The organism is Nonomuraea sp. NPDC001831 (assembly GCF_042892035.1).
In the GTDB taxonomy this organism is placed as follows: Bacteria; Actinomycetota; Actinomycetes; order Streptosporangiales; family Streptosporangiaceae; genus Nonomuraea.
Genome location: NZ_JBIATU010000014.1, coordinates 100009 through 126316, shown reverse-complemented (window position 1 = coordinate 126316; position 26308 = coordinate 100009). Strand labels below are relative to the sequence as shown.

Annotated in this window: 23 protein-coding genes and 1 tRNA gene; 7 read left to right on the top strand and 17 right to left on the bottom strand. The window is 72.1% G+C overall.

Annotation, left to right across the window (positions count from 1 at the left end; translation table 11 throughout):
• The first annotated feature begins 58 nt into the window (after nt 1-58).
• Entirely contained in the window at nt 59-715 is a 657-nt protein-coding gene (locus ACFYYW_RS35825; RefSeq protein WP_352323321.1) for a response regulator transcription factor, read from the top strand.
• Nucleotides 712-1899, top strand: a complete 1188-nt coding sequence (locus tag ACFYYW_RS35820; protein WP_352323320.1) for a HAMP domain-containing sensor histidine kinase — start codon at nt 712-714, stop codon at nt 1897-1899. Before ACFYYW_RS35825 ends, ACFYYW_RS35820 begins: the two co-directional genes overlap by 4 nt.
• Nucleotides 1900-1904: 5 nt before the next feature.
• Here ACFYYW_RS35820 and ACFYYW_RS35815 read toward each other — a convergent pair whose 3' ends face one another.
• The 5 genes from ACFYYW_RS35815 to ACFYYW_RS35795 form a co-directional block, all read right to left on the bottom strand.
• The gene (locus tag ACFYYW_RS35815) at nt 1905-2852 is read right to left on the bottom strand and encodes a hypothetical protein (RefSeq protein ID WP_358288212.1); all 948 of its coding nucleotides are present in this window, start codon (nt 2850-2852) and stop codon (nt 1905-1907) included.
• Nucleotides 2849-5269, bottom strand: coding sequence for an AAA family ATPase (locus tag ACFYYW_RS35810; protein ID WP_387655577.1), 2421 nt, complete (start codon nt 5267-5269; stop codon nt 2849-2851). The genes ACFYYW_RS35815 and ACFYYW_RS35810 overlap by 4 nt, the downstream gene beginning before the upstream one ends.
• The gene (locus tag ACFYYW_RS35805; RefSeq protein WP_387655574.1) at nt 5269-6408 is read right to left on the bottom strand and encodes an exonuclease SbcCD subunit D; all 1140 of its coding nucleotides are present in this window, start codon (nt 6406-6408) and stop codon (nt 5269-5271) included. Before ACFYYW_RS35805 ends, ACFYYW_RS35810 begins: the two co-directional genes overlap by 1 nt.
• A gap of 10 nt (nt 6409-6418) precedes the next feature.
• A complete protein-coding gene (locus tag ACFYYW_RS35800; RefSeq protein WP_352323316.1) occupies nt 6419-8128 on the bottom strand; it encodes an ATP-binding protein in 1710 nt (569 codons plus the stop codon).
• A 136-nt stretch (nt 8129-8264) separates the two neighbouring features.
• Nucleotides 8265-8891 (bottom strand): hypothetical protein, encoded by a 627-nt coding sequence (locus ACFYYW_RS35795; RefSeq protein ID WP_387655571.1) that lies wholly within the window; start codon nt 8889-8891, stop codon nt 8265-8267.
• Between the two features lie 236 nt (nt 8892-9127).
• Here ACFYYW_RS35795 and ACFYYW_RS35790 point away from each other — a divergent pair, with 236 nt between their 5' ends.
• Together ACFYYW_RS35790 and ACFYYW_RS35785 are read left to right on the top strand one after the other, a co-directional pair.
• Entirely contained in the window at nt 9128-9892 is a 765-nt protein-coding gene (locus tag ACFYYW_RS35790) for a hypothetical protein (RefSeq protein ID WP_387655568.1), read from the top strand.
• Between the two features lie 84 nt (nt 9893-9976).
• Nucleotides 9977-10597 carry an L-threonylcarbamoyladenylate synthase gene (locus tag ACFYYW_RS35785; protein ID WP_387655566.1) on the top strand — a complete coding sequence of 207 codons (621 nt, stop codon included), beginning with the start codon at nt 9977-9979 and terminating at the stop codon, nt 10595-10597.
• 46 nt (nt 10598-10643) lie between these two features.
• Here the strand turns inward: ACFYYW_RS35785 and ACFYYW_RS35780 are convergent, their stop codons facing one another.
• The 8 genes from ACFYYW_RS35780 to ACFYYW_RS35745 form a co-directional block, all read right to left on the bottom strand.
• Nucleotides 10644-11984: a hypothetical protein gene (locus tag ACFYYW_RS35780; RefSeq protein WP_387655563.1), complete on the bottom strand. Its 1341-nt coding sequence runs from the start codon at nt 11982-11984 to the stop codon at nt 10644-10646.
• On the bottom strand, nt 11981-12997 hold the full coding sequence (locus tag ACFYYW_RS35775; RefSeq protein WP_364412506.1) for a LacI family DNA-binding transcriptional regulator: 1017 nt from the start codon (nt 12995-12997) through the stop codon (nt 11981-11983). The genes ACFYYW_RS35780 and ACFYYW_RS35775 overlap by 4 nt, the downstream gene beginning before the upstream one ends.
• Nucleotides 12998-14641 carry a glycoside hydrolase family 36 protein gene (locus tag ACFYYW_RS35770; RefSeq protein WP_387655560.1) on the bottom strand — a complete coding sequence of 548 codons (1644 nt, stop codon included), beginning with the start codon at nt 14639-14641 and terminating at the stop codon, nt 12998-13000.
• Between the two features lie 2 nt (nt 14642-14643).
• Nucleotides 14644-15453, bottom strand: coding sequence for a carbohydrate ABC transporter permease (locus ACFYYW_RS35765; protein WP_352319580.1), 810 nt, complete (start codon nt 15451-15453; stop codon nt 14644-14646).
• Entirely contained in the window at nt 15450-16319 is an 870-nt protein-coding gene (locus tag ACFYYW_RS35760) for a sugar ABC transporter permease (RefSeq protein WP_364412512.1), read from the bottom strand. The genes ACFYYW_RS35765 and ACFYYW_RS35760 overlap by 4 nt, the downstream gene beginning before the upstream one ends.
• Entirely contained in the window at nt 16316-17626 is a 1311-nt protein-coding gene (locus tag ACFYYW_RS35755; protein WP_387655556.1) for an ABC transporter substrate-binding protein, read from the bottom strand. Before ACFYYW_RS35755 ends, ACFYYW_RS35760 begins: the two co-directional genes overlap by 4 nt.
• On the bottom strand, nt 17623-18762 hold the full coding sequence (locus tag ACFYYW_RS35750) for an aminotransferase class V-fold PLP-dependent enzyme (protein ID WP_387655553.1): 1140 nt from the start codon (nt 18760-18762) through the stop codon (nt 17623-17625). The genes ACFYYW_RS35755 and ACFYYW_RS35750 overlap by 4 nt, the downstream gene beginning before the upstream one ends.
• A gap of 212 nt (nt 18763-18974) precedes the next feature.
• A tRNA-Lys gene (locus ACFYYW_RS35745) sits at nt 18975-19048 on the bottom strand.
• A 101-nt stretch (nt 19049-19149) separates the two neighbouring features.
• On the opposite strand from ACFYYW_RS35745, the gene ACFYYW_RS35740 reads away from it, so the two are divergent.
• Both ACFYYW_RS35740 and ACFYYW_RS35735 read left to right on the top strand, forming a co-directional pair.
• Nucleotides 19150-19989 (top strand): MoxR family ATPase, encoded by an 840-nt coding sequence (locus ACFYYW_RS35740; RefSeq protein ID WP_352319572.1) that lies wholly within the window; start codon nt 19150-19152, stop codon nt 19987-19989.
• Nucleotides 19982-21361 (top strand): VWA domain-containing protein, encoded by a 1380-nt coding sequence (locus tag ACFYYW_RS35735; protein ID WP_364412518.1) that lies wholly within the window; start codon nt 19982-19984, stop codon nt 21359-21361. Before ACFYYW_RS35740 ends, ACFYYW_RS35735 begins: the two co-directional genes overlap by 8 nt.
• A gap of 6 nt (nt 21362-21367) precedes the next feature.
• On the opposite strand, the gene ACFYYW_RS35730 is transcribed toward ACFYYW_RS35735, so the two are convergent.
• On the bottom strand, nt 21368-22132 hold the full coding sequence (locus ACFYYW_RS35730) for a nuclease-related domain-containing protein (RefSeq protein ID WP_352319568.1): 765 nt from the start codon (nt 22130-22132) through the stop codon (nt 21368-21370).
• A gap of 149 nt (nt 22133-22281) precedes the next feature.
• Here ACFYYW_RS35730 and ACFYYW_RS35725 point away from each other — a divergent pair, with 149 nt between their 5' ends.
• Nucleotides 22282-22896, top strand: a complete 615-nt coding sequence (locus ACFYYW_RS35725; RefSeq protein ID WP_387655549.1) for a TetR/AcrR family transcriptional regulator — start codon at nt 22282-22284, stop codon at nt 22894-22896.
• On the opposite strand, the gene ACFYYW_RS35720 is transcribed toward ACFYYW_RS35725, so the two are convergent.
• The 3 genes from ACFYYW_RS35720 to ACFYYW_RS35710 are packed head-to-tail and all read right to left on the bottom strand — an operon-like array spanning nt 22855 to nt 26269.
• Complete coding sequence (locus ACFYYW_RS35720; RefSeq protein ID WP_387655546.1) at nt 22855-23910, bottom strand: acyl-CoA dehydrogenase family protein; 1056 nt, start codon at nt 23908-23910, stop codon at nt 22855-22857. The genes ACFYYW_RS35725 and ACFYYW_RS35720 overlap by 42 nt on opposite strands.
• Nucleotides 23907-25070, bottom strand: coding sequence for an acyl-CoA dehydrogenase family protein (locus ACFYYW_RS35715; protein ID WP_387655543.1), 1164 nt, complete (start codon nt 25068-25070; stop codon nt 23907-23909). Before ACFYYW_RS35715 ends, ACFYYW_RS35720 begins: the two co-directional genes overlap by 4 nt.
• Nucleotides 25067-26269, bottom strand: a complete 1203-nt coding sequence (locus ACFYYW_RS35710) for an acyl-CoA dehydrogenase family protein (protein ID WP_387655540.1) — start codon at nt 26267-26269, stop codon at nt 25067-25069. Before ACFYYW_RS35710 ends, ACFYYW_RS35715 begins: the two co-directional genes overlap by 4 nt.
• Between the last annotated feature and the right edge of the window lie 39 nt (nt 26270-26308).

Genomic DNA, 26308 nt, shown 5'->3' with positions numbered 1-26308 from the left:
ATCTCCGGCTTATCCGGATCAAATACCACCCGCGCAAGAATCGAGCCGGAGGTACGGAATGCGGGTGCTGGTGGTGGAGGACGAGCGCGTGCTCGCCGGCGCGATCGCCGAATGGCTGCGCGACGAGACCCACGCGGTCGACCTCGCGCACGACGGCGCGGCGGCGCTGGAGCGGATCGCGGTCAACGACTACGACGTGGTCGTCCTGGACCGCGACCTGCCGCGCGTGCACGGCGACGACGTGTGCAGGGAGCTGGTCGCCTCCGACTCCGACGCGCGGGTGCTGATGCTCACGGCCGCCGCCCAGCTCGACGACCGGGTCAGCGGGCTGTCCATCGGCGCCGACGACTACCTGTCCAAGCCGTTCGCCTTCCCCGAGCTGGCGGCGCGCGTCCTGGCGCTGGGACGGCGCTCGCGCCCGGCCACTCCCCCGGTGCTGCGCCGGGCCGGGATCACGCTCGACCCCGGGCGCAGGGAGGTGTTCAGGAACGGCCGGTTCGTGCCGCTGTCGAAGAAGGAGTTCGCCGTCCTGGCCGAGCTGATGCGGGCGCAGGGCGCGGTCGTCTCGGCCGAGCACCTGCTGGAGAAGGCGTGGGACGAGCACGCCGACCCGTTCACCGGCGCGGTGCGGCTGACGATACTCAAGCTGCGCCGCAAGCTGGCCGACCCGCCGGTGGTGGAGACGGTGCCGGGAGTGGGGTACCGGATCGCATGAGACTGCCGCACCCCACCCTCAGGCTGCGCCTCACCCTCGTGTACGGCGCCCTGTTCCTGGTGGCGGGGCTGGCCCTGCTGGGCGTCACGTACCTGCTGTTCAACCAGCAACTCGCGCAGTCGTTCGAGAACCGGTTCGTGACCACCGCCGGCACCCGCAAGAACGTGATCTTCCTCAAGCAGGACGGCGTCGAGCTGGCCGGCGCCGCCGCCGTCGACTGGATGCGGCAGCAGGAGGAAGGGGTGCGGGAGGCCGCCGCGACCTCGCTGCTCACCCAGGGCGCGATCGCGCTGGTCGTCGTGTGCGGGACCGCCATCTGGCTCGGCTGGGTGGTGGCCGGACGCGTGCTGGCCCCGCTGCACCTGGTGACCGAGACCGCGCGCAGGATCGCCGCCGCCCCCATGGCCGAACGCGGCCTGCACGAGCGCATCGCGCTCGGCGGCCCCCCGGACGAGGTCAAGACGCTGGCCGACACGTTCGACACGATGGTGGAGCGGCTCGACCACTCCTTCGACGGCCAGCGCAGGTTCGTCGCCAACGCCTCCCACGAGCTGCGCACGCCCCTGACGCTCAACCGGGCGCTGGTGGAGCTGGCGATGCACCGGCGTACCGCCTCCGACGACGTCAAGGAGCTGGGCGAGAGCCTGCTGCAGATCAACGCCCGCCACGAGCGGCTCATCTCGGGCCTGCTGCTGCTGGCCCGCTCCGAGCAGGAGATCGCCGACCGCTCCCCGGTGGACCTCGCCGACATCGTCTCGCACGTCGTCGCCCAGACCGCCCGCGCCGCCGCGGAGGCGAACGTCGTCGTGAAGGAGGAGGCCGGGCCCGCGCCGACCGCGGGCGACGCGCTGCTGCTCGAACGGCTGGTGCACAACCTGGTCGAGAACGGCGTCCGGCACAACCTCGGCGACGGCGGATGGGTCCGGGTGGTGAGCCGGACGACGCCGGACGGGCGGGCCGAGGTGGAGGTGAGCAACAGCGGGCCGAGCATCCCCCCGTACGACGTGCCGCTGCTGTTCAAGCCGTTCCACCGGCACGGCGCCGAACGGGTGGTCACCGGGACGAGCGCGGGGCTCGGGCTGTCGATCGTGCGCTCGGTGGCCGTCGCGCACGGAGGCGACGTGACGGCCCGCCCGCGCGAGGGCGGCGGCCTGGTCGTCACCGCCACCCTCCCGGCCGGCTGACCGGGCTACTGGTGGGCGGCCGTGCGCAGTGAACGGTAGAGCAGGCGCGGGTCGCCCAGATGGTGGCGGAGCAGCTTCTCCAGGCCGCCGATCGGGACCAGGTTCTGGGGGGCGCGCGGGTCCTTGTAGTCGACGCCGGCCAGCGCCGGCAGGGCCAGCGTGACGGCGTCGGCCAGCTCGACGACCTGCGCGGGGTCGAGCTCGGCGCTGGCCTCGCAGCGGGCGATCCCCGCCCACGGCGCCGTCGACTGGACCGGCAGCCGCAGGTACCAGGCGTGCCGGCGCCAGCTCGTGCCCATGAGGAACACCGGCGTGCGCTGCCCCGGCGTGAGCGCGGCCACCACGGCCGACTGCGGCTGCGGCAGGTACGCCGCGTGGTGCGTCTTGATGTAGCCGACCGTCCGGGGCAGGTGGGTGCGTCCTCGCAGCGGGCCGTCCACCAGCAGCAGGTCGTCGCCCAGCGACCGGTGGCGGACGGCGAGGTCCACCTCCAGCTGGGTGACCTGGCGTTGCAGGGCGAGCGACAACTCCTCGAAGCTGGAGTCGGCGGCCTTGTTCGGCAGGTAGGAGGCGTGCGCGGTCTTGACCTCGGGCGCGTACGGCGAGGCCGAGATCAGCGTCCTGTTGACCTCGATCGCGGCCAGCTCGGCCCCCTCGCGCCCGCAGCGGACGATCCCGGCGGCGTAGGAGGCGGCGATCCCGGGGACGGGCATCGGCAGGTCGGGATCGTGCACCCACACGCGGGCGTCGATCCGGCGCACCCCGTCGGCGACCAGCAGCGTCTCGGGGGCGGCGGCGCCGGGGCCCGGCGTGACGGGCTTCCAGTCGGCGGCCGGCCGCTCGATGTCGAGCACCAGCTCGGCGCTGGTCGCGCCCAGTTCGGACAGGGCCTCGACGGCGATCGCGGCGGCGTAACCCGGGTCCCAGGGGTCGACGGTGAAGCCCGGGTTCACGGCCCCACCTTGCGCACGTGCGAGCCCTTCGCGTCGCGCAGCACCTCGAAGCGCGCGGGCACCCGGTCGGCCAGCGCCGGGACGTGGGTGACGACGCCGATCATGCGCTCCTGACCGGCGGCCAGGCGTTCGAGGGTGGTGGCGACGGTGTCGAGGGTGGCCGGGTCGAGGGTGCCGAAGCCCTCGTCCAGGAAGATCGAGTCGAGCCCTCTGGCGACGGCCCCCGACAGCGCCAGGGCCAGGGACAGCGCGGCCTGGAAGGTCTCGCCGCCGGACAGCGTGCGGGCGCTGCGCCGCAGGCCGGCCTCGCCGTGGTCGATGACCTCGATGTCGCCGGTGCGTTCGCCGAGCGCCAGCTCGTACTGGCCGTCGGACAGCTCCATCAGCGTCTCGGACGCCGCGGCGACCAGCACGGCCAGGGCCTCGGCGCACAACCACCGCTCGAAGGCGTTGGCCCGCAGGCGCAGCGCCAGCTCGTGGGCGACCTTGGCCTCGTGATCCTTCTCCGCGACGGCGCTCTCCAGCTCGGCGGCGCGCCTGCGTTCCTCGCGGACCCGTTCGAGGGCGCCGTCGGCCCGCGCGACCGCTCCGGCGACGGCCGCGCCGAGCTGGTCGGGGGTGGCGTTGCGCGGGACGGTGACGCCGTGCTCGGCCAGGCGTTCGGTCAGCCGGTGGCGTTCGGCGGCGAGCCGGGCGGTGGCCTGGGCGAGCTCCTGCTCGCGCTCGGCCAGGGCGGCGCGGGCGGCCTCGGCGGCCCGGTCGCGCCAGCCGAGCAGCTCGGTCCAGGCGCGGTGGAGGTCGTCGCGGGTGAGCGGCGGCGGCGCGTCGCCGGTGGGCGCGAGCACGAGCAGCCGGTCGCGGGTGGCCGCGAGGGTCTGCCAGGCGCTCTCGGCCTGCCGTTCGACCTGTTCGGCGGCGGTACGGGCGCGTTCGAGCTTCTTGCGCGCGTTGCGCATGGCGGTACGGGCCTCGGTGGCCAGGGCCTCGGCCTTGGCGATGGCGGCCAGTCGGCCTTCGATCTCGTTGCGGTCGCCGGGGGCGGGCAGCGCGGCCAGCTCGGCGTCGAGCCGGCTCGACTGGGTGGCCAGCATGGACGCCGACGTCTCGGCCTTGGCCAGGGCCGCCCGGCCACGGGCAGCGTGGTCGCGGGCCGCTGCCAGGGCGCGGTCGGCGGCGCCGAGATCGGCGGGCCTGTCGTGGTGGGGCAGCTCGGTGAGCGGGCGCAGGCAGAGCGGACACGGCTCCCCCACGGCCAGCCGGTGGCTCAGACCCGCCGCGGTGTGGGCGTCGCGCAGCCGTTCGCGCTCGTGCTCGGCGTCGGCCAGCGCGCGTTCGGCGTCGGCGACCGCGGGCGTGAGGCGTTCCAGCGCCGTGGCGGCCTCGGCCGCCGCCCGGCGGGCGTCGGCGGCCTGGGCGGTGAGGCGCTCGCGGGCGTCGAGGGCGGCCAGCGCGGCCACCGGCTCGGCGCGGTCGCCGAGCGCGGCCAGCGCCTCGAACGCCTCGTGCTCGTCGGCCTCCACGGACGCCGTCTCGGTCTCCAGCGCGGCGACCGCGTCGGCGGCCTCGCGGCGGGCCGAGGCCAGCGTCGGCACCGCGGGCGGCATGCGCAGCGCGGCCAGCGCCGACTGCCGCTCGGCCACCGCCGCGCGTTCCTGCTCGGCCCGCCCGATGTCGCCCTCGCGGGAGCGCAGCAGGTCGAGGTCGGTGTCGATGGTGCCGGCCAGCCGCCGCAGCGCGGCCAGCCGGTCGGCCAGCTCGCGTTCGGCCTCGTCGGACGCGCCGGCCAGCTTGGCGAGCTGGTCGCGGGCGAAGGCGGCGGCGTTGCGCGCGGCCTCCTCGTCGCGGGCGGCCCGCTGCCTGATCAGCTCGTAGACGTCGGCGTCGAGCAGCTGCACCAGCAGGTCCTGGCGCTCGCGCGGCGCGGCGTGCAGGAACTCGGCGAACCGGCCCTGCGGCAGCACCACGCACTGGGTGAAGAACCTGTACTCCAGGCCGGTCACCCGCTGCACCTCGGGCGTGACGTTCTCGCCCTCGGCAAGCGGCTTCAGCACCATCTCGTACGCCGCGTCGAGCGGCGCCGCCGGGTCGAGCTCGTCGATCCTGGCCTCTTTGGTACGGACGGTCCCCTTGGCGTCGCGGACCAGCGAGCGCACCACGCCGTAGCGCCGCCGGTCGCTCTCGAACACCAGCGCCACCTTGCCCGAGCTCGCCGACGGCGCCAGGGCGTGGGCGATGACGTTCTCCTTGCCCCAGCGCGGGACGGTGCCGTACAGGGCGAAGCAGATGGCGTCGATGATCGTGCTCTTGCCGGCGCCGGTCGGGCCGACCAGGGCGAAGTACTCGGTGTCGGAGAAGTCGACGGTGGCCGGCTCGCGGAAACTGCCGAAGTGGTCGAGGTGCAGCAGCAGGGGACGCATCAGCCGGTCACCTCGTCGTAGAGCCGGTCGAACAGGGCGGCGACCTGGTCGTCGTGGCGGCCGGTCGCGGTCAGGTACTCGCGGAACAGCTCGCGCGGGCTGCGCGCGGCCGACCCGGCCCGGCGCACCGCGGGCACCGGCCTGAACCGCTCGTCGAGGACGACGTCGACCGAGCCGGGCAGCAGGTCGCGCACCTGGTCGGACAGGCCGACGCGGGGCTTCTCCTCCACGATCACCTTGAGCCAGTCGTCGCCCGCCTCCAGGCCCTCCAGCTGCTCCAGCGTGCCGCGCACCGTGCGCAGCCGGCGCGCCGCGGCGAACGTCAGCTCCCGCACCACCGCGGGCCGCCCCGGCGTGACCTCCACCAGCAGCGCGCCCGGCGTGTTGCCCTCCTCGCCGAAGTCGACGGCCAGCGGCGAGCCGCTGTACCAGATCGGGCACGGGCCGGGGATCTGCTGCCTGCGGTGCAGGTGGCCGAGCGCGGCGTACTGGGTGGAGACCGGGAAGGCGTTGGGCTCGAAGTAGTAGGAGAAGATCGACTGGGCCTCGCGCTCGCCGCCGCCGAACGCGCCGCCCGGCAGGGTGCCGTGCGTGGTGATCAGGTTGACGGTGTCGCTCTGGAAGCCCGCGGTCAGCGCGCCGACCAGCTCGGAGATGCGGGTGGCGTAGTCACGGTTGTGGTCGGCGGTGGTGCCGGTGAGCACCTCAGCGGCGCGTACGACATAGCGGTGGGACAGGAACGGCAGCACGCCCAGCCGCACCGGCTCCCCCGTGCGCGCGGTGAAGGCCAGCGTGCCGCCCGCGTCGGGACGGCGGAAGACGCCCACCACGTGCATGCCGAGCTTGCCCAGCACCGGCCGGTAGACCTCGAAGAGCTGCGGGTTGTCGTGGTTGCCGGCCAGCACCACCACGTCACGGCCGTCGCCGCGCAGCGCCATGAGCGCGTTGAGCACCAGCGACTGCGCCTCGGGCGTCGGCGCGGAGGTGTCGAACAGGTCGCCGGCCACCACGACCGCGTCGACGTCGTGGGTGCGGGCCGCCGCGACCAGCTCGCGCAGCACGGCCCGGTGCTCGTCCATGCGGGAGCGGCCCTTGAGCACCTTGCCCACGTGCCAGTCCGCGGTGTGCAGGAATTTCACCGAGCTCCCTTCAGAACGGCGGAATGTCGTCTTCGACGCCCGGCAACCCCTGGAACGGGTCGGCCGACGGGCTGACCCGCGAGGCCGCCTCGGCCGGCCGGGTCGCCCAGGCGGGGAACGGGAAGGCGACGGCCAGCGGTACCGGGATCTCCGGTTGGGCGACGAACATGGTGCCCGGTTTGGCGATCGTGGCGCGTTCCCTGACGGCCGGGGGCAGCCAGCCGTACTCGGAGCGGGCGGCCTCGGCCGGGTCGAGGCGGCCGGCGACGCGTACGGCGCTGTTGGAGACGATGCGGCGCTCGACCTCGGAGGCGGTCTGCTGGGCGCCGATGAGGATCACGCCGAGCGACCGGCCGCGCTCGGCCACGTCGAGCAGGATTTCCTTGATCGGCGAGTCGCCCTCGCGCGGCGCGTACTTGTTCAGCTCGTCGAGCACGACGAACAGCAGCGGCTTGGCCGTGCCCGAGGTCTCCTTGCGGTGGAACTCGCCGCGCAGCACGACGCCCACCACGAACCGCTGGGCGCGTTCGGGCAGGTTGTGCAGGTCGACGATGGTGACCTGGGCGTCGGACGTGCGCACCGAGTGGGCCCGGAAGAACGGCAGGTCGCCGCGGACGATGGGGGACAGCGGCTTGACGGCGCTGCGCAGCCTGCGCAGGAAGGCGTTGACCGTGCCGAGCGGGGTCTGGGCGCCGGTCCACTCGATGCGGGTGGCCTCGTCCTGCAACTGGTCGGACAGCAGCTCGACCAGGTCGCCGAAGGTGCGGCAGGCGGTGCCCCTGATCATGACCGCGCCGCCGTCGCCGACCGGCTCGGCCCACGACTTCAGCCGGGCCGCCACCTGGCCCACCAGCAGGGAGTAGCCGGCGCGCTCGTCGTCGGCGTCGGCGAAGACGAACCGCAGCAGCTCCTCCTCGCACAGCTCGACCAGCGTCCAGTAGAACGAGCTGACGCCCTGGGTGCGGGCGGACACGTGCGGCACGCCGTTGGGGTCGCCGGGCCGCGGCGGCGCGAACACGTGCACGCTGCCGAACGGCTGGGCGGGCAGCCCGAGCCGGGCGTACGCGGCCCGCGCCTGGTCGTCGAGGCGCACGTTGTCGTGGTCGAGGAAGAGCAGGTCCTCGCCCTTGACGGAGAAGATCAGGGCCTTGGTGTTGGCCGACTCGGCGTCGAGCACGCCCGAGTTGAAGATCGAGTAGAGCAGGAACGTGGCGAAGGACGTCTTGGTGGCCACGCCGGAGACGCCGGAGATCGACACGTGCGCGCCGCGGGTGCCGTCGAGGAAGTCGAAGTTGACGTAGAGCGGCAGGCCGTCGCGGCCCATGCCCATGGGCACCCGGCGGTCCATCACGTCGAAGTAGAGCGCCTGGTCGCGGTCGCCGGCCCCGGCCACGAAGACCTTCGCGCCCGGCAGCGGCGGCACGAACACCTCGGGCTCGACCCTGGTCACCCGCACCTCGGCCACCTCGACCACGGCGGCGGGCAGCGCGCCCTCGGCGATGAGGAACACGTCGGAGTCGTAGGCGGCGCCCTCGTGCCTGGCCTCGACCGTGGTCACCACGCCGGCGACCAGCACCGGGCCGTGGCCGGGCACGTCGCGCCTGGTGACCACGACGTCGTCGAGCTGGAGCACCTTGCCGGGCTCCAGGCCGACCCAGAACGACAGCGGCGAGGCGGCCTGGGTGCCCAGGACCCGGCCGACCGCCTCACCGGTCGCCATCTCCGCAGGAGACGCCTCGCGGCTCGCAGCCCCGTTGACCGTCACGAATCCCTCCACCACCAGACATGCCCTTCCAAAGGAGAGTAGTCGGGGGCCGGGGATGCGTCCGGCTCATTGCCGCCTTCGCCGCGCCGCGTCAGAGCGCGAAGGCCGCCTTGGTCCAGGCGAACTGGGCGTCGAGAACCTCGCCCAGCAGGCCGGCCAGCGCGGGGTCGGCCCGCCCGGCCGACTGCCTCGGCCCGATGCGGCCGCCCTCGGCGCTCCGCCCGGCCACCAGCAGCACCTGCGCGCCCTCCCGGTCGACCGCCAGGGCCGCGGCCGGCTCCCACGCGCCGTCGCGGTGCGCCGCGGCGGGCCTGCGCGGCCCCTCCCGGTGCGCCGGAGGTCGCCACGCGGCCTGGCCCTCCGCCGGCGCGAGGGCAGGCGCGGGGGCGACGAGCACCATCGCGTCGACCCGCATCGCCGTGGCCACCCGCCGCCGGGACTCGTCGAAGGCCGTCTCGGGCGGCACGGGCTGGGCCCGCATCGACTCGGCCATCGTGCGCAGCAACGCGGGCAGGTCGAGCTCGCCCGCCGGCGGAGCCAGCTCGTACTGCAGGTAGCCGACCAGCGGGAACGGCGGGTCGGGGAGGGTGTTGTAGCCGAGGAACAGCCTCGGCCACCCGGCCGACTCCGAGGGGCCGGCCAGCGCGCCGTGAGCCACCCGCCCGAGCTCGCCGCACCCGTGGTGGGGCAGGCCATTGACTGACCGCAACATCGCCATGCACGAATTGTTGCAGACCGATTACCTTCAGTTGCGCGTTCTCCACGAGAGCCCGGGGCCTCCGCCGTCCAGCGTGATCATCTTGATGGGAGCCATGGATACCACCCGGGTCCGACAGAACCGGCACAGAACCAGCTCCGCACAGCCCGCGTTGTCCGGATGTGGACGGTCCGGTCAACCTGTCGCGTTCGTCCGCCGTCCCTTCTGTGTCGCATCCGTCGCAAAGGGAAAACGTCGTGCGCCTGCCCCTGATCCTGCCCTTGGCCGTCCTGCTGTTCGCCACGCCCGCGCCCGGGAGCGGCACGGTGGCGGCGTACACGTGCAAGACCGCCGGTACGAACGAGACGCAGATCGTCAAGATGGACATCACGCTCACCGTGCCCGCGACCGCCTCCGCAGGCCGGCAGCTGACCATCGGCTGGCGCGGCTCGTACGTCGAGGGCGCCGAGCTGCGCGCCCCCGCCACCGGCCTGGACGGCGAGGTCAACCTCTACGCCTACGCCGCCGTCAGCGGGATCGACCGGCTGACCTCGGCGACGGGCGTCGGCAGCCCCGGCCTGATCGTCCCGGGGGCGGTCATCCCCCTCCCCCGGGGCACGGTCGAGCTGCGGACCACACCCCGGGATCCGGGAACGGGCACGGTCCGGCCCGCGTCGGTGAACTTCGGGCCGACCCCGCAGCGACGCCTGATCGAGTGTGAGCTCCAGGACAAGGACGCGCCGAAGTCGTACCCCCTGACCGTCACCGCCGCCGGCACCGCCCCGAGCCCGGACGCCTCGGACGCTCCGGATACCCCAGACACTCAGGACACCTCGGACACGGAGGCCACGCCCCCGGACGAGACCGCCGAGGACACGCCCACCGCCACGCCGACGGGTGGCGCGAACACGGGCGGCGGGGGCGAGGCGGGCCCCGACGGGCGGGCGCTGGTGCTGGCCGGCTCGCTGGTCCTCGCCGCCGCCCTCACCGGCTTACGCCTGCGCCGCCCGTCCCGCCCGTAGACGATCCGCGCCCGGTGCGTGACCCGGCCGTACGGGCCGGGCCGCGTGTCATGCGTGCAGGTACGTGCTCCTATGATCCGATGCGTGGCCAAGTACTTCGACCTGCACCCTGACAACCCCCAGCCTCGCCTGATCGGCCAGGTGGTCGAGTCCCTGCACGCCGACGGGCTGATCGCGTACCCGACGGACTCGTGCTACGCGCTGGGGTGCCGGCTGGGCAACAAGGACGGCCTCGACCGGATCAGAGAGATCCGGCACCTCGGCAGCGACCACCACTTCACCCTGGTCTGCAAGGACTTCGCGCAGTTCGGTCAGTTCGTTCATGTGAGCAACGCGGTGTTCCGGCTGGTCAAGGCGGCGACTCCGGGCGGGTACACGTTCATCCTGCCGGCGACCAAGGAGGTGCCGCGCAGGTTGCTGCATCCCCGGAAGAAGACCGTCGGCGTCCGGATCCCCGATCACGTCGTCACCCAGGCGCTGCTGGCCGAGCTCGGCGAACCGCTGGTGTCGAGCACGCTGATCCTGCCCGGCGAGACCGAGCCCTCGACGCAGGGCTGGGAGATCAAGGAGAGCCTCGACCACCTGGTGGACGCCGTCATCGATTCGGGCGAATGCGGCGCCACGCCGACGACCGTCGTGGACCTCTCGCAGGACGAGCCCGAGATCCTTCGTCGCGGCACCGGAGACCCGTCCCTCTTCGAATAGGCGCGCCCGGCCGGCCACCCGAAGGGGAGGCCGGCCGAGCCGGCTCTCACCCTGGACGGCCGGCAGCGGTGACCTGGGCGCTCTGTCCCGGTGCGACGTGCGTGACCACGGCGGGGGCGTCCGGGAAGCGGGCCTGCCAGCGGTAGGTGGTGTCGCTGGAGGTGTTGGTGAGCGTGGTGGCGGTCCTGCCGTCGTGCCGGACGGTGATCGTGCCGTCGCCCACGGGGATGCCCGAGACCTCGGCCCAGGCGATGTCGTCGGGCAGGCGGGACAGCGTGGTCACGGCGTTCACGTCGGGTGTGACGCCGAGCAGGCCCTCGACGACCTGGCTGACGAGAGTGAAGGACACCTCCGGGTAGTCGCCGTTGAGGCCGCCCGCGACGTGCGGTTCCGCACGCCGGTCGAAGACGTGCCGCATCCAGCGCCAGGCGGCCGCGTTCCTGTCGTGACGGAAGAAGGTGTCGGGCAGGTACGTGTAGGCCTCGATGTTGCGGGGACGCTCGGGGCCGGCGGCTTGGCCGTCGATGAAGTCGAGGTAGGCCTCGTTGCGCGGACCTGGCTCGATGAGGTCCTTGAGCGGCATGAACCAGCTGTTCTCACAGCCCCATCCGGTGACGGGGGCGCCGTCCACGGTGTAGCCGCGCACCAGGTCCGCGGGGTTCTCGCCGACGCTCCAGACCTCGTTGAAGTGCCGCCTCAGCTCGGCGGCCCGGCCGGCGAAGTCCTCGCCGTCCAGGCCGCGGGCCCGGCTCAGGGCGCTCATCGCCAGGTACGCCTGGTACCGGGAGCCGACGGAGTCCCCCGCCTCCGCCAGGTGCTCGCCGGCCAGCTCGTTGTAGCTGGCCACGCCCTGGAAGATGCCTTTTCCGGTGGCCCGCGGCACGATCTCCGTCAGCGCGTTGCGGTAGTAGGACCACAGCACGGGATCCTCGACGTAGGCGCGGTCCCAGGTCCATCGGTAGGCGGCCCATGCCTTCTCCACCAGCTCGTACACCGCGGGCAGCTCGCGGACGAAGGAGCCGGGGCCTCGGTAGTCGATGGACAGGTAGGAGCCGTCGAAGTTGAACGCCCACACCGGGTGGAAGCCGTGCTCGGGGGTGGCCGAGGCGGCGAAGCAGCGCAGCATGGTGAGGTTGGCCTCGGCCATGCCGAGCAGGTGCGCGCCGACGATCTGGTGGGCGAAGTCACGGGCGTAGAAGCCGCTGCGGTGTGCGTAACCCGCCCAGTAGGAGGGCAGGTAGCGGCCCTGTCCCGTCCCCTCGGGCCGGTGCTCGTCGACGTCGACGGGGCCCTGCGAGCCGCCCTCGTGCCGCAGGCGCAGCGCCTTCGCCCGGGCCCACTCGAACATCGCGACCAGCTCGGAGCTGGCCGAGCCGATGCGCATCATGGGCCGATGCTGGGACGGATCACCAGCTCCCCGGGCAGCAGCAGCCCCGCCTGAGGGGTCGCGCCGTCCTCCACCGTCTGGATCAGCCGGCCGATCAGCGCCCGCGCGATGCGCTGGAGCGGCAGCCGTACCGTGGTCAGGGCGGGATGGAGGAACGCGGTGAGGGGAAGGTCGTCGAAGGCGGCCAGAGCGAGGTCGGCGCCGATCTCGATGCCCTCCTCCCTGGCCGCGGCGTAGACGCCGAGCGCGAGCCAGTCGCCGGCGGCCACGACGGCCGTCGGGCGGTTGCGGCCGCGCAGCAGCTCACGGGTGACCGTGACGAGCTCCGCTGGGCCGTCGCCCGGCGCGGAGAACTCCTGCCCCACCAGGCCGTGCCTGCGGACGCCGGCGCGGAAGCCCTCTCTGCGGTCCTCCATCCACGGTTGCGCGCCGACGGAGGCCAGGAAGGCCACGCGCCGATGCCCCCTGGCGGCCAGCAGCCCGACCAGCTCGATGACCGCCTGAACGCTGTCGACGTCCACCCACGACTGCGGCTGGTCCGGCATCGTCCTGCCGAACGCGGCGAACGGGAACCCCGCCTCGGTCAGGTGCGCGACTCTGGGGTCGTCGCGCATGACGTCCGACAGCAGGAAGGCGTCCACGGTGCGGGCCGCGATCACCTCGTCCAGCGCCTGTTCCTGACTCTGGCCCGGGCGCGGCCGCAGCAGCAGGATCCGGTAGCCGACCTCGCCGGCCGAGGCCACCACGGCCTCCAGGAACCCGCCCATCAGCGGGTTGGGGTTGGCGGGGTCGTCCACCGGCGTCGGGTAGGCGATGATGCGCCTGGTGCCCGACTTGAGGCTGCGCGCCGACTGGTCGGGCCGGTAGCCGAGCTCCTCGATCAGCCGGGTCACCCGTTCCAGCGTCTCCGGCTTGAGCCGCTGGGGAGCGTTGAGCGCGTTGGAGATCGTCTGGCGGGACACGCCGGCCGCGCGGGCGACGTCCTCGATGGTGATCCCACGGCGTGCCGCCACTCAGTCTCTCCTCACCGTCAGCAGGCCCCCCACGGGTACCTCGACCACGCTCGCGCCGCAGGTGAAGCGCAGCTCGCTCTCGCTCACGAGCCGCCCGCCGCAGTCGCGGACCTCGGCCGTCGCGACACCCCGCCCGTACAGGACGACGCGGGTGTCGGGGGCGGCGTTGGCCACGAGCAGCTCTGCGGTCTCCGGCACGTCCACAGGCAGGGCAGCGTACCGGGCCACGACCTCGCTCTCCTCACTGTAGGCCCGCACCAGCGGGTATCCGTGCTCGACCCCGTGCGGTTCCAGCACGCCGAGCTGCAGCGTGGCCAGGTGGCTGCGGAAGACGCCCAGCCAGAACCGGATGGCGGCGAGCTGGTCGGGCCGCTGGGCCGCCAGGTCCACGGAGATCTGCGGCACCGAGAAGAGCACGTTGATCAGGTGTACCGCGACCTGCTCGGCGGACTCGTCCGGATGCCAGAGGATCATGTCCGAGTGCACGGCCTGAGGTCCGGCGGTCAGCCGCAGGTCGATCGTCCGCTGCCGGTTCTCCTGCGGGCTGAGCGGGCAGTCCACCGCCCTGACCATGTTCGCGTACGGCCACAGACCCGGGCTCGTGTACGGCTGGCGGTGCTCGATGAGCACGTCCGGCTTCGCCGCCCGGAGCCTGACGTCGAGCTCGCGCAGCAGCTCGGCCACCCCTTCGTCGGTGCCGAAACGGTCGACGAAGTCGATCTTCAGGCCGTCCGCGCCCCACTCCTCCACCGCTCGCGCCAGCTTGCCGACGAGGAACGTGCGCACCTCGGGGTGACGCGGGTCGAGGACGGCCGCGTCCATGTGGTCGAGGTAGCGCAGGAACTTCCCCTCGAAACGCTCGAACGCGGCGTTGTGCTTGCCCACGAACGGCAGCGCGTACCACAGCAGGTAGGCCATGCCGTCGTTCTGGACCTTCTGGATGTGCTGCCGGATGCCGGAGATGTTGGGCTCCCAGTCGCCGCAGAAGGCGTACCCCCGCGACCGGTCGGCCGTCTGCCACCCGTCGTCCACGATCATCGTGGCGCAGCCCAGCTCCTTCGCCAGCCTGGCCTGGAGCTCCACCGACTCCCGCGAGACCTCCTGGTGCATGCTGTACCAGGTCGAGTACACGGGCAGCCTGGCCTGACGCGGCGTGGGCGGGAGGTCGCGGCCCTCCTGCCACCATCCGGCGACCTCGGTCAGCGCCGCGGAGAACTGCCGGTCCGACAGGTCCAGCCGGATCCGCAGCCCCTCGTTCTGCACGGTGAAGACGAACTCGCCGGTCTCCTCGATCACGCCGCCGGTGAAGCTGCCGGTCACCGAGGCCAGGGCCACCGTGCACAGGTTGGCCCCCGCCGTGCCGACAAGGCTGACGACGGGCGCGCCGGAGACCAGCCCGGCCGCCGTCGCAGAGCTCCAGATCGGCGGGATCCAGCGGGTGCCCGAGCCCGGCGTCCAGAAGGCCGCGGCGTCGACGCACGGCAGTCTCCACTGCGCCGCGGTCCCTTCGGGGGCGTCGATCAGCCAGACGTCCGGCGCGACCGGGGTGACCGTGATCGCCTCCGTACCGGCTATCGCCACCTCGACCTCGCCCGCGCGGACGACGGTCGTCTCCCCGAGGGCGTGCGGCTCCCAGATCTGCATGGTCAACCTTTCGTGGCCCCGGCCAGCAGGCCGGAGATGAACTGTTTCTGAAGGACGAGAAAGAGGATCATCATGGGCAGCGCGGAGATCGCGGTGCCCACCATGACCTGGCCGAAGTCGGTCCTGGCCAGCCCCTGGAGGGTGGCCAGCGCGACCGGCAGGGTGAACATCCCGGGCGTGCGCAGCGCGATCAGCGGCCACAGGAAGTCGTTCCACGCGCCGAGGAACAGGAAGACCGCCAACGCCGCGAGCGCGGGCCGCATGACCGGCACCACCACCCGCCACAACACCCGGAGCTCCCCCGCCCCGTCCACGCGCGCCGCGTCCAGCAACTCGTCGGGGACGGCCTGCAGCGACTGCCGGATGAGGAAGATCCCGAACGGGACGGTCAGGTTCGGCAGGATGAGCGCCGGGAAGGTGTCGATCAGCCCGAGGTCGTTCATCATCTCGAAGATCGGGATGATGGTGACGCCGCCCGGGATCACCAGCGTCGACAGCAGCAGGACGAAGAAGGCGTTCCTGCCACGGAACTCGAACTTGGCGAACGCGTAGCCCGCCAGCAACGCCACGACCAGCGCGATCGACGTCTGGACGGTCGCCACGAGCAGCGTGTTCCCCAGCACGTGCAGCAGGCCGATGGACTCCTCCAGCTTCGCGGTGTTCGCTCCGAGCTGGTCGCCCGGCGAGAACGTGGGCGTGGCGCCGAAGATGTCGGCGTTGGCGTGCGTGGCCGCCATGGTCAGCCAGTAGAACGGGCCGACGCACAGGGCGAAGCACGCCGCGAGCGCGAAGGTCAGCAGCCAGCCCTTCATTTCCTGCCTCCGGTGAGCTTGAGCTGCACCAGCCCGAAGCCGGCCACGATCAGCGTGAGCGCGTAGGCGATCGCCGAGGCGTAACCGAAGTCGAAGTAGCGGAAGCCGTTCTGGTACAGGTAGAGGGAGATCGTCAGGGTGGAGTTGTCCGGGCCGCCGCCGGTGAGCACGAACGGCTCGTCGAACAGCTGCAGCGTGCCGATCGCCGACAACACGATCGTCAGCAGCAGGATCGGCCGCAGTTGCGGGACGGTGATCGACCAGAAGCGGCGGACCGCTCCCGCGCCGTCGACCATCGCCGCCTCGTACAGCTCCTTCGCGATGCTCTGCAGCCCGGCCAGGTAGATCACCGCGTTGTAGCCGCAGTAGTGCCAGGTCAGCGCGATGACGATGGCGATTCGCGCCCAGAAGGGGCTGCCCAGCCAGTCGATCGGGCTGACGCCGAAGAGGCCGAGCAGCCAGTTGAGCAGGCCGGAGTCCTTGCTGAGGATCACCGAGAACATCACGCCGTAGGCGACCAGGCCGGTCAGCGAGGGCATGAAGACGCCGAGCCGCCACAGGGCGCGCAGCCGTACGAGCCTGGAGTTGAGGCCCAGCGCCAGCAGCAGCGCGAGGATCAGCATGATCGGGACCTGGACGACGAGGATCAGCGCGGTGTTCCACAACGACGTCCAGAACAGCGGGTCGTTCACCAGCCTGACGTAGTTGTCCAGTCCGGCGAAGGAACGCGCCGCCCCGGCGCCGGTCGTCAGGCTGATGTAGGCCGCCGCCAGGATCGGATAGGCCTTGAAGCAGACGAAGCCGAGCAGCGCGGGCAGCACCAGGAAGTACGGAACGTTTCTCCTGGTGAGCAGGCGGCCGGTCATCCCGCGAGCTTCCTGCCGGACTGCTGGGACAGCTGCTGGGCCGCCTGGCTCAGCGCGGCGGCGGGGTCGGCGCCCTTCAGCAGGACCTGGGTCTGCGCGTCACTGGCGATCTTCAGCGCGCGGGCGTAGTCGCCGGAGTAGTAGGTGGCGTCCGCGCCCTCGCCCAGCGCGTCCACGAAGGTCTTGAGGGCGGGCTGCCCGCCGTAGTAGTCCGTCTTGGCGGTGAAGCGCGGGTCGGCGTAGGCGGCGTTCAGGGCGGGGAAGACCCCGCCGTCCTTGAACGCCTTGTTGACGACCTCGGGCCTGGTCAGCGCGTACTCCAGGAACTTGAACGCCTCCGCCTTGTGCGGGCTGGTCCCGGAGACCGACAGGTACGTGGAGTTGACGATCGCGGTGCGCTTGCCGCCCGGCACGACGGCCGGCGGCTGCATGACGCGCCAGAGCCCCTTCTGCTCCGGCCACATCTCGGGGATGTAGCCGACCGCCCAGGCCGCCCACGGCAGCACCGCGACCTTGTTCTCGCTGATCAGCTTCTTCCGCGTGCCCTCGCCGGAGGTGTCGGCGACGATCCCGGCGTCGTTCATCTTCTTGATCAGGGTCATCGCCTGCACGGCGGGCGCCGAGGAGAGCGTGACCTCTCCCTGACGGTCGAAGTAGAAGGCGCCCTGCTGCTGCAGCAGCGACTGGAAGAGGTCCATGTCCACGCTGCCGGCCGCCGGCTTGTTCAGGCCGATCAGATAGGCGCCCGTCTTCTCCTTGAGCTTCTTGCCCGCCTCGATCGCGTCGTCCCAGGTCCTGATCGCCGCCGAGTCGATGCCCGCCTTGTCGAACAGGTCCGAACGGTAGAAGAAGCCGACCGGGTTGACCTCCCACGGCATCGCGTACGCCTTGCCGTCCTTGCCGGTGACCGTCGGCCACAGCCCCTTGGCGAAGGCGTCCTTGTACTTGTCGGCGCCCAGCTCGCTCAGGTCCGCCAGCCCGCCGGGGAACTTCTCCATGTATCCGGGCAGGTAGTCGATGCCGATGTGCAGGACGTCCCCCAAGCCCTTGCCTCCCGCGGCCATCCCCACCGTGATCTTCTCCCAGATCGCGGGGTTGCCGACCACCTGGACGTCGACCTTGATGCCGGGGTTCGCCTGCTCGAAGTCCTTGGCCACCGAGACCAGCCCGTCGGAGGCGGGCTTCCAGCTCCAGACCGTGATCTTCACGGGACCGGTGGACGTCTGGTCGCTCCCGCCCCCGCCGCCGCAGGCCGTGACGGCCAGGGCGAGAGTCGCGGAGACGACCGTGACGAGAGGTCGGTTCATGATGATTCCTTTCTCGGGGGGTGCAGGGCGGCGGCCAGACGCTGTACGGCCTCGCCCGAGGTGGTGGCGTGGGGCGACAGACGGATCCACTCGCCCCGCAGAGTCGTGGTGAGCCCGGCGGCGGCCAGCGCGGCATGGACGGCCGCCGGATCCTGGCCGGGCATCGTGAAGGACCCGATCCCGCTCCACTCCGCGGTGCCACGGCCGGCGCCGGGCGGCGCCGGTCCGCCGGCGCCGGCGGGCGCGTCCAGCAGCACCCGTGCCCCGGCGGCGCGGGCCGTGTCGAGCAGCTCACCCAGCCGATCGGCCGTCCTGCGGCCGATCTCCGCGACGCCGGCCTCCAGGACCAGCTCGATCGCGACGCCCAGGGCGGCCACGGCGGACCAGTCGGGATTGGTCATCGTGTGCGCGGCCGCTCCCGCGAGCGGCGGCCGGGGCGCGGGCCCCGCCAGCGGGTCCTCGACCCCCGACCACCCGCCGAGTCCTGGCGCCATCAGCCCGGCGACGCGGTCGCGGGCCAGGAAGAGAGCCGCCCCCCATCCGGCGCGCAGCCACTTCTGCCCGCCGCAGACCAGCACGTCGGCGGCCTCCACCTCCAGCGGCACGACGCCCAGCCCCTGGATCGCGTCCACGACGAGCACGCGTCCCGGCCCGAGCACCTCCTTCAGCGCGCCCAGCGGCGCCGGGTAGCCGGTGAGCGCGTCGACCGCGCTGACCGAGAGTGCCCGCACCGACGCGTCCAGGTGCTCGGCCAGCACCTGTGGGGTGAGGCGCGCTTCGTCGATCCACCGCACCCGGAGCCCGCCGCGTCCCGCGAACCGCAGCCAGGGGTAGACGTTCGCGGGGAACTCCCCCCGGGGCAGCAGCACCACGCCCTCTCCGGGCAGCGCGGCGGCGGCGGCGAACAGCCCGTGGCTGGTGGAGGAGAGGAACGCCACTTCGTGCTCGGCCGCCCCCAGCAGCCGCGCCGCGGCCGAGCGCGTGCGCGCGACCTGCTCCTCGAACCAGGCCAGCGGCATGTCGCCGACGCGGCGGCGGGCCGACTCGGCCAGGACCGCCGCGACCGCGTGGGAGAGCGGCCCCAGCCGGGCGAAGTCGAGGTAGCCGGACGGCTCTGCGAAAATTTGAACGTTCATATCCTCTGGCGGGCCCGTCTAGGCATGACGAAGGGGGGAGTGTGCTGCTGACCGGGGATAACAAGGTGAAGCGATATGAACGTTCATATTACGCAGCTTCCTTGTGGCCGCAAGCAAAGATTGCATAACGGGCCGGGGAAGCAGCAGCTCACGGAGCTGCGGGAAAACGCGAAAGCCCCAGCTCAGCCTACTGAACTGGGGCTTTCGTGCGGTGCGCCGCCAGGGACTCGAACCCCGGACCCGCTGATTAAGAGTCAGCTGCTCTAACCAACTGAGCTAGCGGCGCTTGCAGAGAGGAATATACCGGTGATCCGCATGTTGGTCGAATCGACCTGGGTCGAGCTCCTGCCGCTAGAATAAAGTTCGGCCTGCAGACAGGGAGCATCGATGTTCGACTCGCCCGCCGACGTGACGGCGCGGCTCGCCGCCGTGGACTACCTCTCCGACGACGCCATCTCCACCTCGGTGTTCCTCGCCGCCGCGCTGGGCAAGCCGCTGCTGGTCGAGGGGCCCGCCGGGGTGGGCAAGACGCAGCTCGCCAAGGCCGTGGCCCAGGCGACCGGCTCGGAGCTGGTCCGCCTCCAGTGTTACGAAGGTCTCGACGAGGCCCGCGCGCTGTACGAGTGGAACTACAAGAAGCAGCTGCTCCGCATCCAGGCCACCAGCGCCGACGACGACATCTTCACCGAGGAGTTCCTGCTCGAACGCCCGCTGCTGAAGGCGATCAGGTCGGCCGCCCCCACCGTGCTGCTCATCGACGAGACCGACAAGGCCGACGTCGAGGTCGAGGGCCTGCTGCTGGAGCTGCTGTCGGACTTCCAGGTCACCATCCCCGAGCTGGGCACGATCGCCGCCACCCGCCGGCCGTTCGTGCTGCTGACCTCCAACGCCACCCGCGAGCTGTCGGAGGCGCTCAAGCGGCGCTGCCTCTACCTGCACATCGAGTACCCGACGCCGGAGCGGGAGCGCGACATCGTGCTCGCGCAGGTGCCCACCATCCGCGCCGACCTGGCCGAGCAGCTCGCCAGGACGGTCGCCACCATGCGGGCGCTGGAGCTGAAGAAGGCGCCGTCGGTCGCCGAGACCGTCGACTGGGCCAACACGCTGCTGGCCCTCGGCCGCCAGGAGCTGGACGAGGCGACGGTGGCCGGGACGCTGGGCGTGGTGCTCAAGCACGCCTCCGACCAGACGCGGGCGATCAAGGAGCTGGGGCTGCCGGATGCCTGAGCGCGGATCGCTGGTGGACCGGCATGTCGGTTTCGTGCACGCGCTGCGCGAGGCGGGCCTGCCGGTGTCGCTCGCCGAGGGGCTCGACGCGGCCCGCGCGCTGCGGGTGATCGACCTGAGCGAGCGCGAGTCGCTGCGCGCCGCCTACGCGGCCACGCTGGTCAAGAAGCCGGCCTACCGTCCGGGCTTCGACGTGCTGTTCGACCTGTGGTTCCCGTCGTCCACGACCGGCATGTACGCCCCCCGCCCCGCCGAAGCCCGCCTGGACCCTCAGACGGCCCCGGTGGACGAGCTGCGCGAGCGCCTGGCGGAGCTGCTCACCGGCAGCACGGACAGCGAGCTGCGGGAGTTCGCCCAGGCCATGGTCGAGCGGTTCGGCCGCCAGCAGACCACCGGGCCGGGCCGCCAGAACTGGTTCTCCTACAGCGTCCTGCGTGCCCTGTCGCCCGAGACGCTGATGGCCCGCATCCTGCAGAACGTGCTGGCCGGGCAGGAACGCGGCGGGCTGGCCGAGAAGACCGTGCGGCAGCGCGTCACCGGCAACATTAGGCGGTTCGAGGAGGCCGTGGCCACCGACGTGCGCCGGCGCATCGCCGAGGACTCGGGGATCGAGCGCATCGCCCGCTCGGCCGTGCGCCCGCCGCTCGACCAGATCGACTTCCTCCGCATCACCAGGGCCGACCTGGCCAGGCTGCGCAAGGAGGTCCATCCGCTGGCCAGGCGGCTGGCCGCGCGGCTGACGATCAAGCACAGGAAGGGGCGCAGGGGGCGGCTGGACTTCCGGCGCACCGTACGGGCCTCGCTGCAGAGCGGCGGCGTGCCGCTGACCACGCACTTCAGACCGCCCCGGCCGCACAAGCCGGAGCTGGTCATCCTCTGCGACACCAGCGACTCGGTCTCGTCGTTCGCGCACTTCACGCTGCTGCTGACGTACGCGCTGCGGGAGCAGTTCACGAAGGTGCGGGCGTTCGGGTTCGTGGACAGGGTGGACGAGATCACCCGCTTCTTCGTGCCCGGCGCGGACGTCGTGGAGGCCATGACGCGGCTCGCGAACGAGGCCGACATGTCGCGCTTCGGACGGACGAACTACGGCCACGCCCTGGAAGGCTTCGCCGAGCGGCACTCCGACGCCATCGGCCCCAGAACCTCGCTGCTGATCCTCGGCGACGCCCGATCCAACTACCAGCCGCCGGCCCTCGACGTGCTCAGGCGCCTGACGTCGGGGGCCCGCCACGCCTACTGGCTCAACCCCGAGCCCAGGCAGCAGTGGGACACCGGCGACTCGGTCGCGAGCGAGTACGGCACCGTGGTGGAGATGCACGAGTGCCGCAACGTCGCCCAGCTCACCGCGTTCATCGAGACGCTGGCCTGACGGCGGTCAGACCTTCTGCAGCTCCCTGGCCGCGGTGCGGGCCAGCAGCTCGACCTGCTCGTCGGTGAACACCACGCCGTCGACCGCCTTGATGCGCCTGGCCACCAGGCGCGGCTTGAGCAGCGTGAGCCCCTCGCCGACCACGACGCCGCCGCGCGGCAGCAGCCCGCAGTGGACGGCCAGCATGGGCGAGATCGTGACCTCGATCCCGGTCTCGCGGGTCAGCAGCTCGGCGAAGGCCTCGGCGGTGTCCACCAGCGGTTTGGCCCACTTGGTGCCGTACTTCTCGCTGAAGAACAGCCTGCCGTTGTAGCAGCCGATCTCGGTGTCGGGGCTCCAGGACTCGTTGTCGATGACCCAGATGCCGGTCGGGCCGATCACGAGGTGGTCGATGGAGGCCTGGTCGCGGATCGCGCGGCCGTCGAGCACCTGGTAGCCGCGCCTGGCGAGCTGCCTGCGCAGCAGCCTGCCGGTGATCAGCTCACCGCGCCGGGCGCCGCGCCAGACGGCCGTCGCGCGGAAGGCGCGCCAGTCGATGTACCAGTCGACGGCGGCCACGAGACCGGCGGTGACGGCCCCCCAGAACAGCATGTACTCCGAGCCGAACCGCAGCGCCAGCAGGATGCCGCCCACCGCGCCCACGCCTGCCTTGACGTACCGGGAGCGGCGGCGGTTGGGCGCGTCCTCGCGCCAGAACTTCTCGTACCACCACTGCGGGGATGAGCCTGTGTACTTCTCGTCCTGCTGCACGTAGATAGAGCCACCGGGCACGGCAAACTCCCCGAATGAGTAGAAACCCTCAGGATCTGCCACTCCGAAGATCCCTCGCCGGACGGAGGCATACCCAAGTACGAACCAAGGCGAGCCTAAGGTGACGCAAATAAAACCTGCAAGACCGTCAACCGACCAGTCGGTATGCTATGGCGGGTGACAAGGGGGACGATGTGAAGGAAGAACCCGTTCGGCAGCGGTTGCTCGCCGAGGCGACCCGGCTGTTCGCGGCCCGTGGATTCGAGGGGACCTCGGTCCAGGAGATCGTCCAGGCGGCCGGCGTCACCAAGGGCGCCATGTACCACTATTTTGACTCAAAAGACGATCTACTGCACGAGATCTACGCCCGCCTGCTCCGCATGCAGATGGACCGGCTGACGCGCATCGCCGACGGCCCCGGCACGATCCGCGAGCGGCTGCACCGGGCCGCGGCCGACGTCGTGGAGACCACGACCGCCAACCTCGACGACTCCAAGATCTTCTTCCGGTCGATGCACCTGCTCGCGACCGAGAAGCAGAAGACCGTGCGCGCCGAGCGCCGCCGCTACCACGAGCGTTTCCGCGACCTGGTGGCCGAGGGGCAGCGCACCGGCGTGCTCAGCGACCGGGTGCCCGCCGAGCTGGTCGTCGACTACTTCTTCGGCTCGGTGCACCACCTGGGCACCTGGTTCCACGCGGACGGGCCGCTGACCGGCGCCCAGGTGGGCAAGCACTTCGCCGACCTACTGCTGAACTCCCTCGGGGCCGGGGACGCCGGCGAATGAGGCCAGCGCCTCCCGATGGTCGCCGGGCGTGCCGAGCGCGATCTCGGTGGCCTTGGCGCGCTTGAGATACAGATGCACGGGATGCTCCCAGGTCATCCCGATCCCGCCGTGGAGCTGCACCGCCTCCTCGGCGGCGTGCACCGCCACCCCCGCGTTCCACGACTGCGCCACCGCGACCGCGATGTCCCCGGGATCGGCGGCCGCGCCGCGGGCGGCGGCCCTGGCCCTGACGACGTCCAGCCACAGGTCGGCCAGCCGGTGCTTGATCGCCTGGAACGAGCCGACCGGCCGGGCGAACTGGTGGCGCTCCTTGACGTAGGCGAGCGTCGTGTCGAGGCACCACTCGGCCACGCCGACCTGCTCGGAGGCCAGCAGCCCGGCCCCGAACCTCAGCACGCCGGCCAGGTCGCACGCGCCGACGTCGCGGACCTGCGCCCCGGACAGGGTGACGGTGGCGACCGGCCGGGTCAGGTCGAGCGAGGGCACGACCTCCACGGTGGCGCCCTCGGCCTCGTACAGCCTGCCCTCGAAGGGGACGAGGAGCACGTCGGCCACGTCCGCGCCGGCCACGCCGGTGACGGTGCCGGACAGCCGCCCGTCCGCCAGCCGCAGCGACGACCCGCGCCCCGGCCGGTACGGCGAGGCCGCGAACGACACGACCAGCGCCGCCGTCCTGCGTCCTTCGGCCAGCTCGCCGAGCAGGGCGTCACCGGTGGGCAGCAGCGCCTTGGTGGCCAGGACCGCGCTGGTCAGGAACGGCACCGGCGCCACGGCCCGGCCCAGCTCCTCCAGCACGACGGCCGCCTCGCTGGCCGAGGCGCCCGCGCCGCCCAGCTCCTCGGGCACGAGCAGCCCGGCGACGCCGATCTCGCCCGCCAGCGTCTTCCACAGGTCCAGGTCGTAGGGCTGCGACTCGACGCGCCCGAGCACCGCGGCGGGCGGGCAGCGGTCGGCGAGCAGGCCGCGCACGGCCGCCCGCAGCTCCTCCTCGACCTCGGAGTAGAGCAGAGTCATCGCGGCAGGTCCTTCCAGGGCACGTCCTTGTCGACGCGGGGCTCGGAGGGCAGGCCGAGCACCCGTTCGGAGATGATGTTGCGCAGGATCTCGGACGTGCCGCCCTCGATCGAGTTGCCCTTGGCCCGCAAATAGCGGTAGCCGGGGCCGCGGCCGTAGAAGTCGACGTCCTCCGAGCGGCGGAACGTCCAGTCGTCGTAGCCGAGGTCGCGGCGGAGCTCGACGTCGAAGCCGGACAGCGCCTGGTTGAGCCTGGCGAACGACAACTTCATGCCCGAGCCCTCGGGGCCGGGCTGGCCGGCGGCGAGCTGCTCGCGCAGCCGGGCCCCGGACAGGCGGGTGACCTCGGCCTCCACCCACAACGCCAGCAGCCGCTGGTGCAGGTCGTGGGTGCGCAGCTCGGGGTGCTCGCGCCAGGCTTCCAGCACCGCGCCGACCATGCCGCCGCCGCGCCGCACGGGCGCGCCGCCGATCGCGACGCGCTCGTTCATCAGCGTGGTCTGCGCGACCCGCCAGCCGTCGCCGACCTCGCCCAGCCGCAGGTCGTCGGAGAGCCGCACGCCGGTCAGGAACACCTCGTTGAACTCGGCCTCGCCGGTGATCTGCCGCAGCGGCCGCACCTCGACGCCGGGGGCGTGCATGTCGCAGACGAAGTACGTCATGCCGCGGTGCTTGGGCACGTCCGGGTCGGTGCGGGTGACCAGGATGGCCCAGCGGGAGTGGTGGGCGCCCGACGTCCAGACCTTCTGGCCGTCGACCACCCACTCCTCGCCGTCGCGGACCGCGCGGGTGGCGAGCGTGGCCAGGTCGGAGCCGGCGCCGGGCTCGCTGAAGAGCTGGCACCAGATCTCCTCGCCGGTCCACAGCGGGCGCAGGAAGCGTCGTTTCTGCTCCGGCGTGCCGAACGCCAGGATCGTCGGCGCGGCCATGCCGAGGCCGATGCCCTGGACGCCGCTGTTGATCTGCGGCGTGCCGGCCAGCTCGTGCTCGACCACCTGCTGCAGCTCCCTGGCCGCGCCGAGGCCGCCGAGCCCTTCGGGGAACCAGACCCAGGCCAGCCCGGCGTCGAACCTGGCCCGCAGGAACTCCAGCCGGTCCCCCTCGGGGTCGTGCTCGCCGAGGAACGCGCGCACGCGCTCCTTGATCTGCGCTTCGTTCACATGAACCTCTTCAGCTCGCGATGGGCCAGGGACCGCTTGTGCACCTCGTCGGGGCCGTCGGCCAGACGCAGGGACCGGGCGCCCGCCCAGAGCGCGGCCAGCGGGAAGTCCTGGGAGACGCCGCCCGCGCCGTGCACCTGGATGGCCTTGTCCAGGATCCATTCGACGGTGATCGGGGTGGAGATCTTGATGGCCTGGATCTCGGTGTGGGCGCCCTGGTTGCCCACGGTGTCCATCAGCCAGGCGGTCTTGAGCACGAGCAGGCGCAACTGCTCGATCCTGATGCGGGACTCGGCGATCCAGTCCTGGACCACGCCCTGCTGGGCGACCGGCTTGCCGAACGCCGTCCTGGCCAGGGCCCGCCGGCACATCAGCTCGACCGCGCGCTCGGCCATGCCGATCAGGCGCATGCAGTGGTGGATGCGGCCGGGGCCGAGCCTGGCCTGCGCGATGGCGAAGCCGCCGCCCTCCTCGCCGATCAGGTTCTCGACCGGTACGCGCACGTCCTCGAAGATCACCTCGGCGTGGCCGCCGTGGTCGGCGTCGGTGTAGCCGAAGACGTGCATGCCGCGCTTGACGTGCAGCCCCGGGGTGTCGCGCGGCACCAGGACCATGCTCTGCTGCCGGTGCTTGGGCGCGTCGGGGTTCGTCTTGCCCATGACGACGAAGATCTTGCAGTTGGGGTTCATCGCGCCGGAGATGAACCACTTGCGGCCGTTGATGACGTACTCGCCGCCGTCGCGGACGATCGAGGTGGCGATGTTGGTGGCGTCGGAGGAGGCGACGTCGGGCTCGGTCATCGCGAAGGCCGACCGGATCTCGCCGTCGAGCAGCGGGCGCAGCCACTCCTCGCGCTGCCACTGACTGCCGAACATCGCCAGCACTTCCATGTTGCCGGTGTCGGGGGCGGCGCAGTTGGTGGCGGTGGGGGCGATGCTGGGGCTGCGGCCCATGATCTCGGCCAGCGGGGCGTACTGGAGGTTCGTCAGGCCGGCGCCGTGCTCCCCGGGCAGGAACAGGTTCCACAGGCCGCGCTTCCTCGCCTCGTCCTTGAGGTCGTCGAGCAGCGGGGGCGGGCTCCAGCCGGCGGCCGCGGCCTGCTCCTCGAAGGCGGGCTCGGCCGGATAGACGCATTCGTCCATGAAGCGGAGCAGGCGCTCGCGCAGGTCCTCGGTGACGGTGTCGAAGGCGAAGTCCATGCCGGTGAGCCTACCGACCGGCCGGTATGGATGTCGACA

Coding starts and splice junctions, on each gene's coding strand:
- ACFYYW_RS35820 (WP_352323320.1), top strand. CDS start 712: ATGAGACTGCCGCACCCCACCCTCAGGCTGCGCCTCACCCTCGTGTAC.
- ACFYYW_RS35770 (WP_387655560.1), bottom strand. CDS start 14,641: ATGCAGATCTGGGAGCCGCACGCCCTCGGGGAGACGACCGTCGTCCGC.
- ACFYYW_RS35710 (WP_387655540.1), bottom strand. CDS start 26,269: ATGGACTTCGCCTTCGACACCGTCACCGAGGACCTGCGCGAGCGCCTG.
- ACFYYW_RS35800 (WP_352323316.1), bottom strand. CDS start 8,128: ATGGCGACCGGTGAGGCGGTCGGCCGGGTCCTGGGCACCCAGGCCGCC.
- ACFYYW_RS35750 (WP_387655553.1), bottom strand. CDS start 18,762: ATGAACGTTCAAATTTTCGCAGAGCCGTCCGGCTACCTCGACTTCGCC.
- ACFYYW_RS35725 (WP_387655549.1), top strand. CDS start 22,282: ATGGCGGGTGACAAGGGGGACGATGTGAAGGAAGAACCCGTTCGGCAG.
- ACFYYW_RS35735 (WP_364412518.1), top strand. CDS start 19,982: ATGCCTGAGCGCGGATCGCTGGTGGACCGGCATGTCGGTTTCGTGCAC.
- ACFYYW_RS35810 (WP_387655577.1), bottom strand. CDS start 5,269: ATGCGTCCCCTGCTGCTGCACCTCGACCACTTCGGCAGTTTCCGCGAG.
- ACFYYW_RS35760 (WP_364412512.1), bottom strand. CDS start 16,319: ATGACCGGCCGCCTGCTCACCAGGAGAAACGTTCCGTACTTCCTGGTG.
- ACFYYW_RS35765 (WP_352319580.1), bottom strand. CDS start 15,453: ATGAAGGGCTGGCTGCTGACCTTCGCGCTCGCGGCGTGCTTCGCCCTG.
- ACFYYW_RS35795 (WP_387655571.1), bottom strand. CDS start 8,891: ATGGCGATGTTGCGGTCAGTCAATGGCCTGCCCCACCACGGGTGCGGC.
- ACFYYW_RS35740 (WP_352319572.1), top strand. CDS start 19,150: ATGTTCGACTCGCCCGCCGACGTGACGGCGCGGCTCGCCGCCGTGGAC.
- ACFYYW_RS35720 (WP_387655546.1), bottom strand. CDS start 23,910: ATGACTCTGCTCTACTCCGAGGTCGAGGAGGAGCTGCGGGCGGCCGTG.
- ACFYYW_RS35755 (WP_387655556.1), bottom strand. CDS start 17,626: ATGAACCGACCTCTCGTCACGGTCGTCTCCGCGACTCTCGCCCTGGCC.
- ACFYYW_RS35780 (WP_387655563.1), bottom strand. CDS start 11,984: ATGATGCGCATCGGCTCGGCCAGCTCCGAGCTGGTCGCGATGTTCGAG.
- ACFYYW_RS35825 (WP_352323321.1), top strand. CDS start 59: ATGCGGGTGCTGGTGGTGGAGGACGAGCGCGTGCTCGCCGGCGCGATC.